The following is a 17,535-nucleotide window of genomic DNA, read 5'->3' as shown; positions in this document are numbered from 1 at the left end:
TCTGAGGTGCTGTTCCCGCCGCCATCGTCGACGGTCTGACGCCCGCGTAGCACGCCGACGGCCCTCCGCCACCTGCCCGTCGCGGCGGGTCAGGCCGGTTGGGTGCGCAGGTAGCGGCCGAAGTGGGGGACGGTGAAGGCGACCGTGCCGCGTTCACCGGAGTAGATCAGGCCCTTCTTGATCAGCGCGTCCCGGGCCGGGGAGAGGCTGGCCGGCTTGCGCCCCAGGGCCCGGGCGATCTCCGCCGTCGGCACGGCGGCGTCCATGTCGTCGCGGCCTCCCCCGTCGGCCTCGCCCTCCACCAGGGACAGCGTGGCCATGGCCCGCATGTACTCGCGTTCGGCCGGGGTGGCCCGTTCGAAGCGGGAGCCGAAGAAGCCCACGGCCAGCTCGGCCTCGGCCTCGGGCGCGGCGACCCGTACGTCGGCGGCGGTGATCGGCGAGCGGGGCGCGTGGTCCCACGTCGCCTTGCCGTACGCCTGGACGAAGTAGGGGTAGCCGCCGGACTTCTCGTAGAGCAGGTCGAGCGCCTTCTGCTCGTACTCCACCTCCTCGCGCTCGGCCGGCGCGCAGAGCGCCTGGTCGGCGGCGATCCGGTCGAGCCGGTCGATGCGCTGGTAGCGGAAGAGCCGTTCGGAGTACGACTTGGCCGCGCTGAGCACGGCCGGCAGGTGCGGCAGCCCGGCGCCGACCACGATCAGCGGCGCGCCGAGCTGGGACAGCTCGTGGCAGGCGGCGCAGAGCGCGGAGACGTCCTCCGGGCCGAGGTCCTGCATCTCGTCGATGAAGACCGCGATGCCGGTGCCGACGTCGGCGGCCACCGCCGCGGCGTCGGTGAGCAGTTCGACCAGGTCGATCTCGATGTCGCCCGAGTCGGCACGGCCGCTGGCGGCGGGCACGTCGATGCCCGGCTGCCACCGGTCGCGCAGCTTCGGGGCGGCGTTGCCGCGACCGGTCGGCGCGGTCCGCTGGGCGAACGCCTTGAGCACGCCGAGGAAGGCGTCGATCCGGTCGGGCGCGCGGTGCCGGGGCGCCAGCTCCCGGACGGCCATGTGCAGCGCGGCGGCGATCGGGCGGCGCAGCGACTGGTCCGGCCGGGCCTCGATCTTGCCGCTGCCCCAGAGGTGGTTGATCGCCTGGGAGCGGAGGGTGTTGAGCAGCACCGTCTTGCCGACCCCGCGCAGGCCGGTGAGCATCAGGCTGCGTTCCGGCCGGCCCCGGGCGATGCGCTCCAGCACGACGTCGAAGACGTCCAGCTCGCGCCCCCGCCCGGCGAGCTCGGGGGGACGCTGGCCGGCGCCCGGGGCGTACGGGTTGCGGACCGGATCCACGCATCGCACAGTATCGGGCCGTCTAGCTGGGGGACTAGACATCCGTAGATGGGGCAACCGGCGTGTCGGGTCACCGGGATCGGTCTCGACACAAAACTAGGGCTGTCTAGCGTCCATGCTAGACAGCCCTAGTTTTGGTAATCAGCGCTTCTTCAGACAGAGCACGAAGTCGAGGAAGTCCACCGAGTTGTCGTGCACGTAGTTCGCGGTCGCCTCCGGGGCCCGGGTCTTGCACCGGTCGCCGTCCGCCGTGCCCGGGATCCGCAGCAGCACCTCGTACGTGTTGGGACCGCAGGGCACCTTCCGCAGCTCGGCCTTGCTGGCCGTGCCGTCGTTGACCACGCAGTCGCCCTTGGCGAAGTCCCTCCTGCTCGGGCTCGGCCTGGCGGAGGTCGGCGCCGCGCTGGGCTCGTCGGTCGGCTCGGTCGTCGGGTCGTCCGTCGGCTCCGGCGTCGGCTGGCCCGTCGGGTCGGCGGAGGCGCTCACCGTCGGGGCGGCGATCGGGTCCTCGTCGTCGCCGCCCTGCCAGAACGCCCAGCCGGCCAGACCGAGGCACGGGCAGAGCAGGAGCACCACCACCAGGCCGATGACCAGCGCGATCTTGCCGCCGCTCTTCTTCGCCGGCGGAGCGCCCAGCGGCATCCCGTAACCGCCGGGCACCGGCGGCGGCGGGGCGCCCCACTGGTTGCCCGGCGCGGGCGCCGGCCCGGCCGGCGGATACGGTCCCGCCGCCGGATAGCCCCCCTGGCCCGCGGGCGGCTGCGCCCCGGGCGGCGGCGGATAACCCGCCCCGGAGGTCGGCGGCGGGTACCCGGCCCCGGAGGTGGGCGGCGGCGGGTAGCCCGGGTCCGGGGCCGGCGGCTGCGCGGGCTGGTTCCACGCCGGGTCCGGCTGGCCCCACTGTGCGCCGCTCCCGGGCTGCTGTTGGCCCCACTGCGGGTCACTTCCCGATTGCGGCTGCCCCCACTGCGGTTCGCCGCCGGCCGGCGGCTGACCCCACTGCCCGGCGGCGGGCGGCTGCCCCCACTCCGGCAGGGTCGGGTCGATGGGTGGCGGGCCGCCCGGGGTGCCGGGCGTGCGCTGGTAGGGGTCGTCCGGCTGTGCGGGTGATCCGTAGGTCGTCATCTCTTCCTCAGGGGTGGGGCCGCTCAGAGTGCGGTGGTTCGGGGGGTCCGATGGATCGGGGGTGCGGTGGCTCAGCGCTGCTTCAGGCAGAGCACGAAGTCGAGGGTGTCCAGCTCGCTGTCGAAGAAGTACCAGTTGGTGTAGCCGTCAACCTTGGCGCACTTCGCCGCGGCGTCCTTCTCGCCGCTGGTCGCCCCGTCGATCCGGCGCAGCACCTCGTAGGACTGCGGCGCGCAGTCGCTGATCAGCAGCTTGGGCTTGCCACCGGCCGGCCCGTCGTTGCGGACGCACTGGCCGGCCTTGACGAAGCGCGGGTCGGTGGAGGACTCGGGGGCGGGTGTGCTCGGTGCGGCGGCCGTCGCGCTCGCCGGGGCTTCCGGCGGGTCGGTCCTCGCTGCGGGCGCGGGCCCGCTCGGCGTGGCGACGGGCGTCCTGTCGTCCTGATCGAGTAGGTAGAGCACCGCGGCGCCGCCGACCAGGACCAGCAACGCCACCGTGGCCAGCACCGCGACGACCGGGGCCGCCCGCCCGCGCCGACGCCGCGGCGGCGGGGCGGGACCTTCCGCGTACGGGGAGGGGACGCCGTCGCTCTGGGAGGCGTACGGCACCGGGCCGTGCTGCGGCGGGGTCGCGCCGTACGCGTCCTCCCAGCGGTCCGGCCCCGGGGGGCCGGCCGACGGGCCGTACGACTCGTCGGGGCGCCGCCCGTGCCACGGGTCCGGGTTCCCGCGACCCGGTGCTCCGTAGTTCGCCATGCACGCCTCCCGTGCGAGTGGTGAGAGGCCGGCCACCAACGAGGGACGCCGACGCCGAGGCCACCGTAGCGTGTCCACCGATGAGCTCACCTCCACCGAGTGCGCAGCCGCCCGTCGACGCAGGTACCCGGCCCGGCCCGGACGCCGGGACGGGTCGTACGGCTGCCGCCACGCCGGCCCTGCTCTGGACCGCGCTGCTGCTGGTCTACGTCCTGTGGGGCTCCACCTACCTGGGCATCCGGATCGCGGTGGAGTCCATGCCGCCGCTCGGCTCCGCGGCCGCCCGGTTCGCCGCCGCCGGCCTGGTGCTGGCGATCGTGCTGCGGGTGCGGCGGGGGCGGGGCGCGCTGCGGGTCGACCGGCGGCAGCTCGCCTCGGCCGCGCTGGTCGGGGTCCTCCTGCTGGCCTGCGGCAACGGGCTGGTGGTGCTCGCCGAGTCCGGTCCGGTGGGGGTGGCGGTGCCCTCCGGGATCGCCGCCCTGCTGGTGGCGACCGTGCCGCTGCTGGTGGTGCTGCTGCGTACGGTCACCGGCGACCGACCCCGGTCGTGGACGCTGGCCGGGGTGACGTTGGGCTTCGTCGGCCTGGTGCTGCTGGTGCTGCCGACCGGCGGGGCGGACGCTGTGCCGCTCACCGGGGCGCTGACCGTGGTCGCCGCGGCCACCTGCTGGTCGATCGGCTCCTTTCTCTCCGGCCGGATCCGGATGCCCGCCGATCCGTTCGTCGCCACCGTCTACGAGATGTTCGCCGGGGCGGCGGCACTGGCCGTCCTCTCGGTGGGCCGGGGCGAGCTGCGCGGCTTCGACCTGGGCGCGGTGACCACCCGGTCGTGGCTCGCGCTCGCGTACCTGATGGTGGCCGGCTCGCTGGTGGCCTTCACCGCGTACGTCTGGCTGCTGCACCACGCCCCGATCTCGCTGGCCTCCACGTACGCCTACGTCAACCCGGTGGTCGCGGTGGCGCTCGGCGCGTTGTTCGCCGCCGAGCCGGTCACCGCGCGGGTGGTGCTCGGCGGCGCGGTCATCGTCGCCGGGGTGGCCCTCGTGGTGAGCACCGAGAGACCGCGACGTCCCGCCCGGGGGACCGCGCCGGAGCCGTCGCGCCGGTAGCGTCCGGCCCGTGTCGACCGGGCTGCTGGCAGGCGTGGCGCTGCTCGGCGCCCTGGCCGGCCTCGCCGCGCCCCGGGTCGCCCGCCACTTCACCGCCCCGCCCGCACCGCACGTCGCCGGCGCCACGCCGAACGCGGCGCGGGACACCCGGTCCACGCCGCGCGTGGTCGGGGCCGCGCCGGGCGCGGTGCGCCTCGCCGGGGCTGCGCCGGGCGCCGGGTGGGGCGCGGCGGCGGGTGCGGTCGTGTTCGCCGGGCTCGCGGCGGCCCTGGGGGCGGATCCCGTCCTGCCTGTCCTCCTCGTGCTGGCCGCCGTCGGGCTGGTGCTCGCCCTGGTCGACCTGTCCTGCCTGCGGCTGCCCGACCCGCTGGTCGGCGCCGCCGCGCTGGTCGCCGCCGTCGGCCTGACCGGCGCGGCGGCGGCGTCCGGCAGCCCCGGGCGCCTGCTCGGCGCGGTGGCCGGGGCGGCGCTCTGTTTCGTCTGCCACGTGGTGCTGGCGGTGCTGCCCGGCTCCCGGCTGGGCTTCGGCGACGTGAAGCTCGCCGCCGTCCTGGGCCTGCCGCTCGGCTGGCTCGGCGGGTCGTCCCTGGCGCTCGGGCTGCTCCTGCCGCACCTGCTGCACGGTGTGCTGGTGCTCGTCCTGCTGGTCGCCGGCAGGGTGCGCCGCGACACCCCGCTCCCGCTTGGCCCGGCCCTCCTCACCGGCGCCTGGCTGGCCGCCCTGACCGCCTGACGGGAACGGCACCGCCGTGGCGGCCAGCGCCGACATTGTCTCCGCTGACGCGGCGACCGGAGCCGCGACGACCTGCCGACGCGCCGGTCAGATGAGGCGGAGCTGGCGGTCGCGGGGGCGGCGGGGTTCGGCCTCGCCGAAGCGCTCGAAGAGACCCGGGTCGATGGCGTCGAGGAACGGCGACGGGGCGCACTCGCGTTCCGTGCCGTGCCGGCTGCGGCGGGCGGCGTGCGTCACGTACAGCCGGTCCTGGGCCCGGGTCAGCCCGACGAAGAAGAGCCGCCGCTCCTCGGCGATCGCGTCGGAGTCGGGGGTGCTGCCGGGCCAGCGCAGCGGGAGCAGCCCGTCCTCGGCGCCGACCAGGAAGACCACCGGGAACTCCAGCCCCTTGGCGGCGTGCAGCGTGAGCAGGGTGACCGCCTCGGCGCGCGGGTCGAGCGCGTCCACCTCCGCGCCGGTGGCGAGCTGGGACAGGAACAGCGGCAGGTCGTCGCCGCAGCGGCGGGCCAGCGGGGTGAGCAGGTCGACGGCCGACCGGACGTCCTCCGGGCGGACCGTGTTGGCGCCGTCCAGCGTCGGCACGGCGAAGCGCTCCGCCAGCACCTGACCGGCCAGCCGGACCCGCGCGGCCAGCGAGCCGTCGAGCCCGTCGGCGTGGCGCAGCTCGCGGGCGATGGCGGCCACCCCGGGCCGGTCCCGCAGCCGGTCGTGCGAGCGCTTCTGCACGGGGATGTTCGCCCGGGCCAGCGCGTCCACGATCGGTGCGGCCTGCGCGTCCGTGCGGTAGAGCACCGCGATGTCGGAGAAGGACAGCGAGGTCGACCGGCCGTCGATCCGCCCCGAGTCCAGCGACCGGTGGGAGAGGCCGCCGACCAGCTCGTCGATGGTGCGTACGACGAAGTCGGCCTCGTCGGAGACGGAGGCCGCCGGGTAACGACCCACCAGCGGGGCCTCCGGGTCGAGCCGGGCCGGGTCGAGCCGGCGGCCCCGGACCAGCGACGACGGCGCGATGGCCTGCACGGCGGCGGCCAGGATAGGGGCGGACGAACGGTAGTTGCGGTTCAGCCGGACCAGCCGGGCATCGGTGAAGTCCTGCGAGAAGCGCAGGAAGTAGCCGACGTCGGCGCCCCGGAAGGAGTAGATCGCCTGGTCCGGGTCGCCGATCGCGCAGAGGTTGCCGTCGGCGGGGCTGAGCAGGCGCAGCAGCTCGTACTGCACCTCGTCGACGTCCTGGTACTCGTCGACGAAGATCCAGCGCCAGCGCTCCCGGTAGTGCCGGACCAGCTTCCTGTCGGCCTTCAGCAGCGCGACCGGCAGGGTCAGCAGCTCGTCCAGGTCCACCAGGTCCTGCTTGCGCAGCAGCGCCGCGTAGCCGGCCTCGTCGTCGCCCGCCTCGGCGCGGGCCTCCGCCCGCTGGGCGTCGTCGGCGATCCGGAAGTCCGCCGGCAGGCCGGCGGCGTCGGCGTTCTCCCGGAGGAGGGTCAGGCCCAGCGAGTGGAAGGTGCCGACGGTGACGTCCTCGGCGACCGGGCCGAGCAGGCCGTCGAGGCGGTGCCGCAGCTCCTCGGCGGCCCGCCGGGTGAACGTGATCGCCAGGCACTGCTCCGGGAAGACGTTCAGTTCCGCGCAGAGGTAGGCGATCCGGTGGGTCAGCGTCCGGGTCTTGCCGGTGCCCGGCCCGGCGACGATGAGCAGCGGACCGCCCGGCGCGGAGGCGGCCACCCGCTGCATGGCGTCCAGGCGGTCCAGCAGGCCGGTGCCGACCTCCTCCATGCCGGCGAGCATCGGCTCGAACGGCTCGTGCGGCGAGGGCGTCGGCGCGATCGGGGGCGGGGGCGCGACCGGCGCGGCCTTGCGCTTCGGTTCGGGCTTGGCCGCCGCCGGGCGCTTGGCCCGGGGCTTCGGCGCCGGCTCCGTCGGGGTGCGCTGCGCCGGCACGGGTACGTCGAAGAGCGTCTCCTGGGCCCCGCCGGCGTTGCCGCCCAGCTCGGCCGGGTCGAAGAGGGTGATGACGCCGTACTCGCCGTCGTAGCCGGGAACCCGACGGACGTCGCCCCGGCGCAGCCGGCCGATGCCCTCGGCGAGCAGTTCCCCGCCGACCCGGCCGATCTCGTCGAGCGGCGTGGTGGTGAGGATCTCCAGCTCCGGGCCGAGTGCGGCGACCAGCTCGTGGAGCTTGCCCTCGACCTTCTTGGACCGGGCGCCCACCTTGTTGATCTCGCCGAGCACCTCGGCCAGCGGCACCAGGTGGGTGACGTCGCGGGCGTGCGCGGGCCGGTGCCCCGACGGCCGGTCGGCCAACTCCTCGACCCGGCTGAGTACGCCGACGGTCAGCGGCTTGCCGCACTCCGGGCAGCGGCCGTCGGCGGCCCGGGTCTTCTCGGGCGACCAGTTGACCCCGCAGAGCCGGTGCCCGTCCGCGTGGTACTTGCCCTCCTCCGGGAAGAACTCGATGGTCCCGGCGAGCCCGTCGCCGGTACGCAGGGCGTCCCGGATCGCGAAGTAGTCGCGGGCGGTGGCGAAGACGGTGGCCTCCCGGGCCAGCGCCGGCGGCGAGTGCGCGTCGGAGTTCGACACCAGCCGGTAGCCGTCCAGGCTGCCGACGCGCCAGTTCATCTCGGGGTCGGAGGAGAGGCCGGTCTCCACCGCGAAGATGTGCCCGGCCAGGTCGGCGTAGCAGTCGGCGATCGCGTCGAAGCCCGACTTGGAGCCCAGCGCGGAGAACCACGGGGTCCAGATGTGCGCCGGCACGAGGTAGCCGTCGGCGCTGGCCTCCAGGGTGATCTCCAGCAGGTCCCGGGAGTCCAAGCCGAGGATCGGCCGGCCGTCCGAGCCGAGGTTGCCGATCCGCCCGAGCGCCGTGTTGAACCGGGCCACCGCGTCCAGGTCGGGCAGATAGATCAGGTGGTGCACCTTGCGGGTGCGGTCGTCCCGCTTGTAGATCGTGGAGATCTCCACGCTGAGCATGAACCGGACCGGGTCCGCCTCCGCCTCGCTCGCCAGCCGGGGCGGCAGCCGGCGGGCGATGTCCCGCTCCGCCTCCGGGCTGAGCCGGTGCAGGCCGGGCTCGGCCGGGTGCAGCGTCTCGCGGAGGTGGTCGTACCAGGCGGGGTGGGTGAAGTCGCCGGTGCCGAGCACCCCGATGCCCTTGCGCCGCGCCCACCAGCCGAGGTTGGGCAGGGTGAGGTCGCGACTGCACGCGCGCGAGTACTTCGAGTGGATGTGCAGATCCGCGACGAACGGCGAGAGGCCGCCGGGGGGTGCGGGACTGAACGGAGGCACGCCGCATCCTGTCACGCCCGCGCCATTACCCACCCGTCGCCACGCACACCCGTGACCTGAGCATCCGGTGCTGGACAACGCCGGCCGCCCGCGCTATGGGTCAGCGGGAGCGCAGCTCCACCAGGGTGATCTGCGGCTCGGCGCCGACGCGGACCGGCGGGCCCCAGAAGCCGGCGCCGTTGGTGACGTAGACCTTGGTGCCGTCGACCTCGCCCAGGCCGGAGACCACCGGCTGCTGGAGCTTCACCAGCAGGTTGAACGGGACCATCTGGCCGCCGTGGGTGTGCCCGGAGAGCTGGAGGTCGACGCCGAACTTCGCGGCCTCCACCGCGGCGACCGGCTGGTGGGCGAGCAGCACCACGGGCCGGTTCGGGTCGCGGTCGCCGAGCGCCGCCGCGTAGTCCGCCGGGGCGCCCAGGCCGGTGCCGGCGGCGGTGACGTCGTTCACCCCGGCCAGGTCGAGCACGCCGCCCCGGGCCTGGATCTCCGTCCGCTCGTTCTGCATGACCCGCAGGCCGAGCCGGTCCAGCTCCTGGACCCACTCCTCGACGCCGGAGTAGTACTCGTGGTTGCCGGTGACGAAGTAGCTGCCGTGCCGGGAGCGCAGGCCGCGCAGCGGCTCGGCCGCCTCGCCCAGCTCGGCGACCGAGCCGTCGACCAGGTCGCCGACGACGGCGACGATGTCGGCGTCCAGGCGGTTGATCGCGGCGACGATCCGCTCGGTGTGCGCCCGTCCGCGCAGCGGGCCGAGGTGGATGTCGGAGACCGTGGCGATCCGCAGGCCGTCCATGCTGCGGGGGAGTTTGGCCAGCGGGATCTGCACCCGGTCGAGCTGCGGCGGGCCGAGGGCGGTGCGGATGCCGTACCCGGTGAGGCCGGTGGCGGTGAGCCCGGCGAAGATCGCCGCCCCACGGGCGAGCAGCAACCGGCGGGCCGGGTCGTGGTCGGGCTGCGCGACGGCGTCGGCGGCCGGCGGGTCGGCCGGGCCCGCCGCGCCCACCATGGCGGGCTCGGGCGCGGCGGCGGTGGGCTCCGCGGCGGCGACCCGGCGGCGCAGCACGAGCTTCGTCACCGCCATCGGCACTTCCAACGCCACGAGCAGGACCAGCAGGTAGAACATGACGGCGAGCCAGAGGTAGCCCGGCCACGCGAGCCAGTAGAGGCCCGCCTGGGTGCCGGCCATGGTCGCCGGTACGAGCAGCGCGAGCACCAGGGCGGTGATCCCGCCGATCCGGCGCCAGCGCCCCGGGGCGGTGGTGTCCCGGACCAGGCGCTTCCACAGGTAGAGGTGGATCAGGCCGGTGATCAGGGCCATGGTGGCGACGAACGCCAGTGCCGCCAGCATGTGTGTGCCTCCCTCAGCCGCCCGCGAAGGGCGGCAGGACGTCGATCGTGGCCCCGGCCGTCAGCGGTGCCCGCCGATCATGACAGGTCACGCCGTCGACCAGGAAACTCGCCACCGTCAGGACGGCGGCGAGGCGCTCACCGTGCCGGTCGGTCAGCTCCACGACGAGTTCGTCCAGGGACCGCCCGGCGGATGCGGTCTCCTCGGTCCGGCCGGCGGCGGCCCGCGCCCCGGCGAAGTAGCGGACGGTCAGCGGCGCCCCGGCGTCGGCCGGGCGCGTCGGTTCTGCCACGGTCAGCCTCCGATCGCGGACATCGGCCGGGCGGGCTGGAGGAAGGCCGGGTCGTCGATGCCGTGCCCGGCCCGCTTGCCCCACATCGCGGCCCGCCAGCGCCGGGCCAACTCGTCGTCGTCCGCCCCGGCCCGCAGCGCGCCGCGCAGGTCGGACTCCTCGGTGGCGAAGAGGCAGGCGCGCACCTGCCCGTCGGCGGTCAGCCGGGTGCGGTCGCAGTCGCCGCAGAACGGCCGGGTGACACTGGCGATCACGCCGACCCGGGCAGGGCCGCCGTCGACCAGCCAGGTCTCGGCCGGCGCCGCGCCGCGTTCCGCCGGGTCGGGGGTCAGGTCGAACTCCCCGCGCAGAGCGGCCAGGATCCCGTCGGCGGTGACCATGGTCGCGCGGTCCCAGCCGTGCTGGGCGTCCAGCGGCATCTGCTCGATGAACCGCAGCTCGTAGCCGTGCGCGAGTGCGAAGCGGAGCAGCCGCGGCGCCTCGTCGTCGTTGACGCCGCGCATGAGCACCGAATTGATCTTGACGGGGGTGAGCCCGGCGGCGGTCGCCCCGGCCAGCCCGGCCAGCACGTCCGCCAGGCGCGGGCGCCGGGTCAGCCGGGTGAACCGCTCCGGGTCCAGCGTGTCCAGCGAGACGTTCACCCGGTCCAGCCCGGCGGCGCGCAGCGTGGGGGCGAGCCGGTCCAGCCCGATGCCGTTGGTGGTCAGCGAGATGCGGGGGCGCGGCTCCAGCGCCGCCACGGCGGCCACGATGTCGGCCAGGCCGGGCCGGATCAGCGGTTCCCCGCCGGTGAAGCGCACCTCGGTCACGCCGAGCAGGCGTACCGCGACCCCGACCAGCCGGACGATCTCGTCGTCGCCGAGCAGTTGCGGGCCGGGCAGCCAGGCCAGCCCCTCGGCCGGCATGCAGTAGGTGCAGCGCAGGTTGCACTTGTCGGTCAGGGAGACCCGCAGGTCCCGGGCGACGCGGCCGTACCGGTCGGCGAGGACGCCGGCGGTCGGCGGGGCGGCGGTCACCCGTCGACGGTAGCGCGCCCGAGCCCGGCCAGGGCCGCCCGGGCGGTACGGGCGACCGCATCCCGGTACGCCGCGCCGAACAGGGCGGTGTGCACCAGCATCAGGTGGAGCTGGTGCAGCGGCACCCGTTCCCGCCACCCGTCGGCCAGCGGCCACTCCTCCGCGTACGCGGCGAGGATCCGGTCGAGGTGCGGCGCGCCGCCGAAGAGGGCCAGCTGCGCCAGGTCGGTCTCGCGGTGCCCGCCGTGCGCCGCCGGGTCGACCAGCCAGACCCGGTCGTCCGCGCCCCAGAGCGCGTTGCCCGGCCAGAGGTCGCCGTGGATCCGGGCCGGCGGCTCGTCCCCGCCGAACTCGCCGATCCGCTCGACGACCTGCTCGACCAGGCCGGCCTCGGTGCCGGTGAGCGCGCCGCCGTCGACCGACATCCGGAGGTACGGAACGAGCCGGGCCCGCGCGAACCACCCTGACCAGGGGCCGTCGTCGGGGGTGTTCTCCGCCGGCAGCGCACCGATGAAGCCGCTCCACCCGGCGCCGAAGGCCGACGCCCCGGCGCGGTGCAGCCCGGCCAGCTCCCGGCCGAACCGCTCGGCCGCCCCGGGCGTCGGCTCCCCCGGGTCGACCCACTCCAGCGCGAGCAGCTCGGGCAGCGCCACCACCACCTCCGGTACGGCGACCGTCCCGGCCTCGCGGAGCCAGCGCAGGCCGGCCGCCTCGGCGGCGAAGAAGCCCTCCGGCGCGGGCCTGCCGGCGCTCTCCGGCCAGCTTTTGGCGAACACCGAGTGCCCGTCGTCCAGCGTCAGCCGGGACGCGGCGCAGATGTCGCCGCCGGCGACCGGCGTCTCCCGGATCCGCTGGTGGGTCAGGAAGGTCGGCAGGTGCTCCGGGTGCGCCCGCAGGTACGCCAGATCCATCTGCGCAAGGTAACCCCTCCCGCCGGCCGTACGGGTGCCGGCCGCACGGTGCCGGCGGCTCAGCCCGCCGGCTGCGCCTGGTCGGATGGCACCGCCGTCACCGCATGTCGGCGCCCATCGCCGGATCGCGGCGGTTGAGCAGGAACGTGGTCTCCGGCAGCGCGCCCCCGGCACCCCGTGGCCCCTCGGCCGAGGACGGGTCGCCGCTGCGCAGGGTCGTCGTCGCCCAGTCCCGCTGGTTCCACGAGTTTTCCTCGTCGTCGACCGTCCCGCCGAGCCACGTCTCGTCGCGGTTGGCCAGGGCCAGGTTGTGCCGCAGCACCGACGGCGAGCCGACGAACGCGAACCCGGCCTTGCCGTTGCGGTAGGCCGTGCTGTTCGTGATCCGCAGCTGCCCGTGGTTGCCCGCCTCGGTGAACCCGTAGCCGGCGTTGTCCCAGGCTGCGCTCCGGGTCACCCGGTGGCGCACCTCGGGAGCGGGGTCGCCGCCGCCGAGCTTGAAGCCGTTGCCGCCGCCCTGGGTGAAGCCGGGGATGCCCCACCGGTCGACCCCGTTGCCGTACGCCCAGGACCGTTCGACGCTCACCGGGTCCGTGAACTCGCTTAGGTCCAGCCCGTCGGCCGAGTTGTGGTACATCCGGCAGCCGCGTACGAGGTTGCCGGTGCCCGAGCCGTACTTGAACGCCAGCCCGTCCGCCGTACCGCCCGCGTCCGAGGTGTCGTGGTTGGCGTGGAAGTCGCTGTCCAGCACCTGGTTGCCCACGGTGCCCGGGTCGCGCAGCAGCAGGCCGACGCCCCCGTTGTCGTGGACCGACAGCCGGGAGAAGACGGTGTGGCGGCAGGAGACGCAGACGTACGCGTGGCCGGGGGCGTTCCTGATCTCCAGCCCGCGTACGGTCCAGTAGCTCGCCCGCTGGGTGATCGCCCACTCGCCGGCGGGCACCCGGCTCGCGTCGACCACCGCCCGCTCGTCGCGGTAGCCGCTGAGGGTGATGCGTCTCTGCGCGGTGCCGCTGGTGGTCATGACTAGGGGCTCGGTGAGCCGGTGGGTCCCGCCGTGCAGCACGATGGTCTGGCCCGGGCGTACCACCGCGACGGCCCGACCCAGCGTGGCATAGGGGCGGTCGGCGCTGCCGGTGCCGGCGTCCGAGCCGCCCGGGGCGACGTGGATCTCGGCTCCCGCCACCGGGGCGGCGGGGCGGGTCGGCCCGGCGGCGGTGGGCGTACTCGTGGGCGGGGACGGTTGCGCGGCCACCGTGGGGCCGGCCGGGGCGGGGACGCCGCCGGGGTCAGGGGCCTGGAGCACGGCGTAGCCGATGCCGCCGGCCGCGACCGCCGCGACCGTGGCGCCCGCCACGACCTTGTTGGCGAAGAAGCCCTGGATCATGGCCCAGAGCGTCCCGGCGGCCGGGGCCGCCGGGACGCCCGCCACGAGCCCGGCGGCGACCGGGAACGTCGTCATGCCCGGCAGCAGCCGCTCCGGTGCCAACAGCACGTGCCGGTGCGATCCGCACCGCGGGCAGCCCCGGCCGTGCCGGCTCAGCCGCTTGCGCCACAGCGGTCCGGCGGTGCCGTCCCAGTCGCGGAGCAGCGCGGCCAGGTCCGGGCAGCGGGGTGTCGCGCGCAGCGTGCGGACGATCAGCCGGCTCTCGTCCAGTCGCGTCCGCATCCGGCCCAGCCGTACCGCCGCGTGCTTCGGGCTGACCGACAGCGCGTTGGCCAGCTCGGCGCGGGTCAGCTCGCCGATCGCCTCCCGCCACCACCAGCGCAGCAGCCGCCGGTCGTCGTCGTCCAGCCAGCCGGTGGCCTCGGCCAGTTCCCGGCGCTGCTCGCTGAGGATCAGCTCCGCCACGGTCCGTTCGGCCAGGTCGCCGCCGGGGTCGGGCAGGTCCGCGTCGGTCTCCTGCTCGCGGCGCCGGGTCCTCGCCTGACCGCGCAGGTGGAGCTGCACCTGCCGGTACGCGATGGACACCAGCCAGGCGCGGAACCGTTCCGGCTCCCGCAGGTCCGGCAGGCCCCGGATGACCCGGACCATCGTCTCCTGGACCAGGTCGTCCACGTCGGCGTGCCCGTTCAGCGCCCGCCCGACGATCCCGTAGACGAGGGGGAGGTATGCGGAGACCAGCTCGGTGAGCGCCGCCTCGTCACCCGCGCGGGCGGCGGCGACCAGGGCGGGCACGTCCGGGTGGGACGGGTCGCGCGTCCCCGGGTCCAGGTCCGCGTCGTGGGCCGGCGTGTGGACGTCGCTGCCGGTCACGGTGGCGGTCCCTCCTCACGTCGCGGGTGGGCGGACCGACCGGATCGGCGTTCCCCCGCCGCTCCGGACCGGCGTCCTTCTGCCGGTCCGGCACCGGTGACGACGCAGCTCACGGCATGTTCGCACACCGATATGCGCCTGTAAAGATCGTCGCCCATCACTGTCCAGGTAAGTGGGCGATCCAAACAAAGTTCTGAATTTCCGTTGTCGGCGTGACCCTGCCGTCGTCTACGGAACCAGAGCGGGCCGACGCCGACCCGCCTGGCGCCGGCCCCCGGGCAGCCGGTCGCCAGGAGGGCCGACCACACCTCCACCACCCGTACGCAGGAAGGAAGTCAATGCGACTGACCCCCCATCCCCCCGACGACCACCCGGCACCGGCGGCCACCGCCGTCCGTCGCCTGTGGCGGCGTCTGGTGCCGTTGGCGGTGCTCGCCGTCGTGGCGCCGGCCGTCGTGGCGGTCACCAGTGGTCCGGCTCAGGCGGCGGCTGTGGACACGGGCGCGTTCTACGTGTTCGTGTCGCGGCACAGCGGCAAGGTGATCGATGTGTCGAACTATTCGACCAGTGACGGTGCGCCGATTCATCAGTGGTCGCGTACGGACACGTTGAACCAGCAGTGGCAGTTCGTGCCGGTGGACAACGGCTACTTCCAGTTGCGGTCGCGGCAGAGCGGCAAGGTGTTGCAGATCGCGAGTGCCGAGGACGGTGCGGCGTTGACGCAGGAGTCGGCGGGCACGAACACGCGGCAGCACTTCGGGGTCGCGGATTCGGCGGACGGGTACGTGCGGTTCGTCAACCGGCACAGCCGTAAGGCGTTGGACGTGTGGGAGTGGTCGACGGCCAACGGTGGCCGGATCTCCCAGTTTTCCGACCTCGACGGCGCGAACCAGCAGTGGCAGCTGGTCAAGCTCGGCGGTGGCAGCACGCCGCCCGGCGCGATCACGGTGGCCGCTGACGGCAGCGGCCAGCACCGCACGGTCCAGGCCGCCGTGAACGCGGCACCGGCCAACAGCGCCAACCCGGTCGTCATCGCGATCAGCCCCGGCACCTACCGCGGCGTGGTGTCCGTGCCGTCGAACAAGACGAACATCCAGCTCCTCGGCATGGGATCGAGCCCGAGCGCCGTGGTGATCGTCGAGCGGCACTCGGCCGGCACCGTCAAGCCCGACGGGACGACCTACGGCACCTCCGGCAGCGCCACCATGACGGTCTCGGGCCGGGGTTTCACCGCGACCAACCTGACCATCTCCAACGACTTCGACGAGGCGGCCAACGCCAGTCAGCCGGGCCACCAGGCGGTCGCGCTCAACCTGAATTCCGACCGGTCGGTGCTGAGCAACGTGCGGCTGCTCGGCGACCAGGACACCTTCCTCGTCGGCGGTTCGGCCCGCTCCTACATCCGCAACTCGTACGTCGAGGGCACCGTCGACTTCATCTTCGGCGACGGGATCGCGGTGCTGCACAGCTCGCAGATCCACGAGAAGCGGGCCACGGGCGGGCCGGTCACCGCCGCCCGCACCCCGGCGGCGCGGGCGTACGGCTTCCTCTTCTACCGCTGCAACCTGACCAGTTCGGCGGCGGCGGGTTCGAGCAGCCTGGGCCGGCCGTGGGGCCCGGACGCGCAGGTGCTCTACCGCGAGTCCACGCTCGGCGCCCACATCAGGACCAGCCAGCCGTGGACCGACATGTCCAGCAACTCCTGGCGCAACGCGCGCTTCCTGGAGTACCGCAACACCGGCGCGGGAGCCGGCACGAACAGCAACCGGCCGCAACTGAGCGACGTTCAGGCGCCCAACTACACCCCGCAGAAGTACCTGGCCGGCACCGACGGCTGGAACCCGGTCGGCTGACCGGTCCCACCCCGTCTGATCCTCAGGAGGAGAAACAACCATGAACATCCAGATCCGCCGGCTGTGGCGGCGCCTGGTGCCGTTGGCGGTGCTGGCCGTTTCGGTGCCCGTGGCTGTCGTGGCGACCGGCAGTCCGTCGCAGGCGGCGGTCGTGGACACGGGTGCGTTCTACGTGTTCGTGTCGCGGCACAGCGGCAAGGTGATCGATGTGTCGAACTATTCGACCAGTGACGGTGCGCCGATTCATCAGTGGTCGCGTACGGACACGTTGAACCAGCAGTGGCAGTTCGTGCCGGTGGACAACGGCTACTTCCAGTTGCGGTCGCGGCAGAGCGGCAAGGTGTTGCAGATCGCGAGTGCCGAGGACGGTGCGGCGTTGACGCAGGAGTCGGCGGGCACGAACACGCGGCAGCACTTCGGGGTCGCGGATTCGGCGGACGGGTACGTGCGGTTCGTCAACCGGCACAGCCGTAAGGCGTTGGACGTGTGGGAGTGGTCGACGGCCAACGGTGGCCGGATCTCCCAGTTTGCGGACCTCGACGGCACCAACCAGCAGTGGCAGCTGGTCAAGGTCGGCTCCGGCGGAACGCCGGCGGTGCCGTACGCGAACGCGCCGGACGGCTTCGCCACCGGGGTGACCGGCGGCGCCGGCGGGCAGACCGTCACGGTGACCACCCAGGCGCAGCTCAACCAGTACGTCACCGCGTCGGCGCCCTACGTGATCCGCGTCGCCGGCACGATCAACATCAGCCCGAAGGGCACCGAGCTGCGGGTGGCGTCCAACAAGACGATCATCGGCGTGGGCACCAGCGGCCACATCGTCGGCGGCGGGTTCTTCCTCGGCTCCGGGGTCAACAACGTCATCATCCGCAACCTGACGATCCGCGACACCCTGATGCCGGACGACGACCCGGGCGACGACACCTACGACTACGACGCCATCCAGATGGACACCGTCAACCGTGTCTGGATCGACCACAACCGGCTCCAGCGGATGAACGACGGACTGCTCGACAGCCGCAAGGACAGCACCAACATCACCGTGTCCTGGAACCACTTCGCCGACAACAACAAGACCTTCGGCATCGGCTGGACGGAGAACGTCACCGCCCGGATGACCATCCACCACAACTGGTTCCAGAACACCAGGACCCGCAACCCCAGCGCCGACAACCTGGCCAACCTGCACATGTACAACAACTACCTGCAGAACTGCGCGTCCTACGGCAACTACGTGCGGGGCCTGACCAAGGCCGTCGTCGAGAACAGCTACTACGAGAACGTCCGCAACCCGTACTACGTCGAGTCGGGCGAACTCGTCCAGCGCGGCAACGTCACGGTCGACAGCCCATGGGACTCCGGCAAGGTCAGGTCGAAGGGCACGGCGTTCAACCCGAGCAGCTTCTACCCGTACACGCTGCACGACGCCGCCGACATCCCGGCGATGCTGCGTACCCACGCCGGCCCGCAGGCTGGCATCGGCATCTGACCGATCCGCGGTGGCACCGGCCGGTTCCGCCGGCCGG

At 74.0% G+C, this 17,535-nt stretch carries 13 protein-coding genes; 4 read left to right on the top strand and 9 right to left on the bottom strand.

Translation table 11 applies throughout. From position 1 onward, the window contains the following. Positions 1-89 precede the first annotated feature (89 nt). From ACLQ22_RS11535 to ACLQ22_RS11525, 3 genes are all read right to left on the bottom strand, one after another. The gene (locus tag ACLQ22_RS11535; RefSeq protein WP_121397445.1) at positions 90-1,331 is read right to left on the bottom strand and encodes an ATP-binding protein; all 1,242 of its coding nucleotides are present in this window, start codon (positions 1,329-1,331) and stop codon (positions 90-92) included. 141 nt (positions 1,332-1,472) lie between these two features. Continuing rightward, complete coding sequence (locus ACLQ22_RS11530; protein ID WP_425692471.1) at positions 1,473-1,925, bottom strand: PT domain-containing protein; 453 nt, start codon at positions 1,923-1,925, stop codon at positions 1,473-1,475. Positions 1,926-2,527: 602 nt separating this feature from the next. Beyond that, on the bottom strand, positions 2,528-3,064 hold the full coding sequence (locus ACLQ22_RS11525; protein WP_425692470.1) for an LppU/SCO3897 family protein: 537 nt from the start codon (positions 3,062-3,064) through the stop codon (positions 2,528-2,530). A 227-nt stretch (positions 3,065-3,291) separates the two neighbouring features. On the opposite strand from ACLQ22_RS11525, the gene ACLQ22_RS11520 reads away from it, so the two are divergent. Together ACLQ22_RS11520 and ACLQ22_RS11515 are read left to right on the top strand one after the other, a co-directional pair. Beyond that, positions 3,292-4,320: an EamA family transporter gene (locus ACLQ22_RS11520; RefSeq protein ID WP_425692271.1), complete on the top strand. Its 1,029-nt coding sequence runs from the start codon at positions 3,292-3,294 to the stop codon at positions 4,318-4,320. A gap of 10 nt (positions 4,321-4,330) precedes the next feature. Further along, positions 4,331-5,053, top strand: a complete 723-nt coding sequence (locus ACLQ22_RS11515; protein ID WP_425692270.1) for a prepilin peptidase — start codon at positions 4,331-4,333, stop codon at positions 5,051-5,053. Between the two features lie 87 nt (positions 5,054-5,140). Here the strand turns inward: ACLQ22_RS11515 and ACLQ22_RS11510 are convergent, their stop codons facing one another. The 6 genes from ACLQ22_RS11510 to ACLQ22_RS11485 all read right to left on the bottom strand — a co-directional run bounded on the left by ACLQ22_RS11510 (position 5,141) and on the right by ACLQ22_RS11485 (position 14,156). Further along, a complete protein-coding gene (locus tag ACLQ22_RS11510) occupies positions 5,141-8,335 on the bottom strand; it encodes a UvrD-helicase domain-containing protein (protein WP_425692269.1) in 3,195 nt (1,064 codons plus the stop codon). Between the two features lie 100 nt (positions 8,336-8,435). Then, positions 8,436-9,680: a metallophosphoesterase gene (locus ACLQ22_RS11505; protein WP_425692268.1), complete on the bottom strand. Its 1,245-nt coding sequence runs from the start codon at positions 9,678-9,680 to the stop codon at positions 8,436-8,438. Positions 9,681-9,693: 13 nt separating this feature from the next. Beyond that, positions 9,694-9,972 (bottom strand): MoaD/ThiS family protein, encoded by a 279-nt coding sequence (locus tag ACLQ22_RS11500; protein ID WP_425692267.1) that lies wholly within the window; start codon positions 9,970-9,972, stop codon positions 9,694-9,696. Positions 9,973-9,974: 2 nt separating this feature from the next. Further along, positions 9,975-10,988, bottom strand: a complete 1,014-nt coding sequence (gene moaA, locus ACLQ22_RS11495) for a GTP 3',8-cyclase MoaA (RefSeq protein ID WP_425692266.1) — start codon at positions 10,986-10,988, stop codon at positions 9,975-9,977. Continuing rightward, on the bottom strand, positions 10,985-11,899 hold the full coding sequence (locus tag ACLQ22_RS11490; protein WP_425692265.1) for a fructosamine kinase family protein: 915 nt from the start codon (positions 11,897-11,899) through the stop codon (positions 10,985-10,987). Before ACLQ22_RS11490 ends, moaA begins: the two co-directional genes overlap by 4 nt. 97 nt (positions 11,900-11,996) lie before the next feature. Further along, positions 11,997-14,156, bottom strand: coding sequence for a sigma-70 family RNA polymerase sigma factor (locus tag ACLQ22_RS11485; protein WP_425692264.1), 2,160 nt, complete (start codon positions 14,154-14,156; stop codon positions 11,997-11,999). Between the two features lie 338 nt (positions 14,157-14,494). Here ACLQ22_RS11485 and ACLQ22_RS11480 point away from each other — a divergent pair, with 338 nt between their 5' ends. After that, positions 14,495-16,009 (top strand): pectinesterase family protein, encoded by a 1,515-nt coding sequence (locus ACLQ22_RS11480; protein WP_425692263.1) that lies wholly within the window; start codon positions 14,495-14,497, stop codon positions 16,007-16,009. 40 nt (positions 16,010-16,049) lie between these two features. Beyond that, a complete protein-coding gene (locus tag ACLQ22_RS11475) occupies positions 16,050-17,498 on the top strand; it encodes an RICIN domain-containing protein (RefSeq protein ID WP_425692262.1) in 1,449 nt (482 codons plus the stop codon). Positions 17,499-17,535 lie beyond the last annotated feature (37 nt).

This window comes from Micromonospora sp. DT178 (genome assembly GCF_049841695.1).
Classification (GTDB): domain Bacteria; phylum Actinomycetota; class Actinomycetes; order Mycobacteriales; family Micromonosporaceae; genus Micromonospora.
The sequence above is the reverse complement of the archived record's forward strand: the minus strand, read 5'-3'. Positions and strand labels throughout refer to the sequence as shown.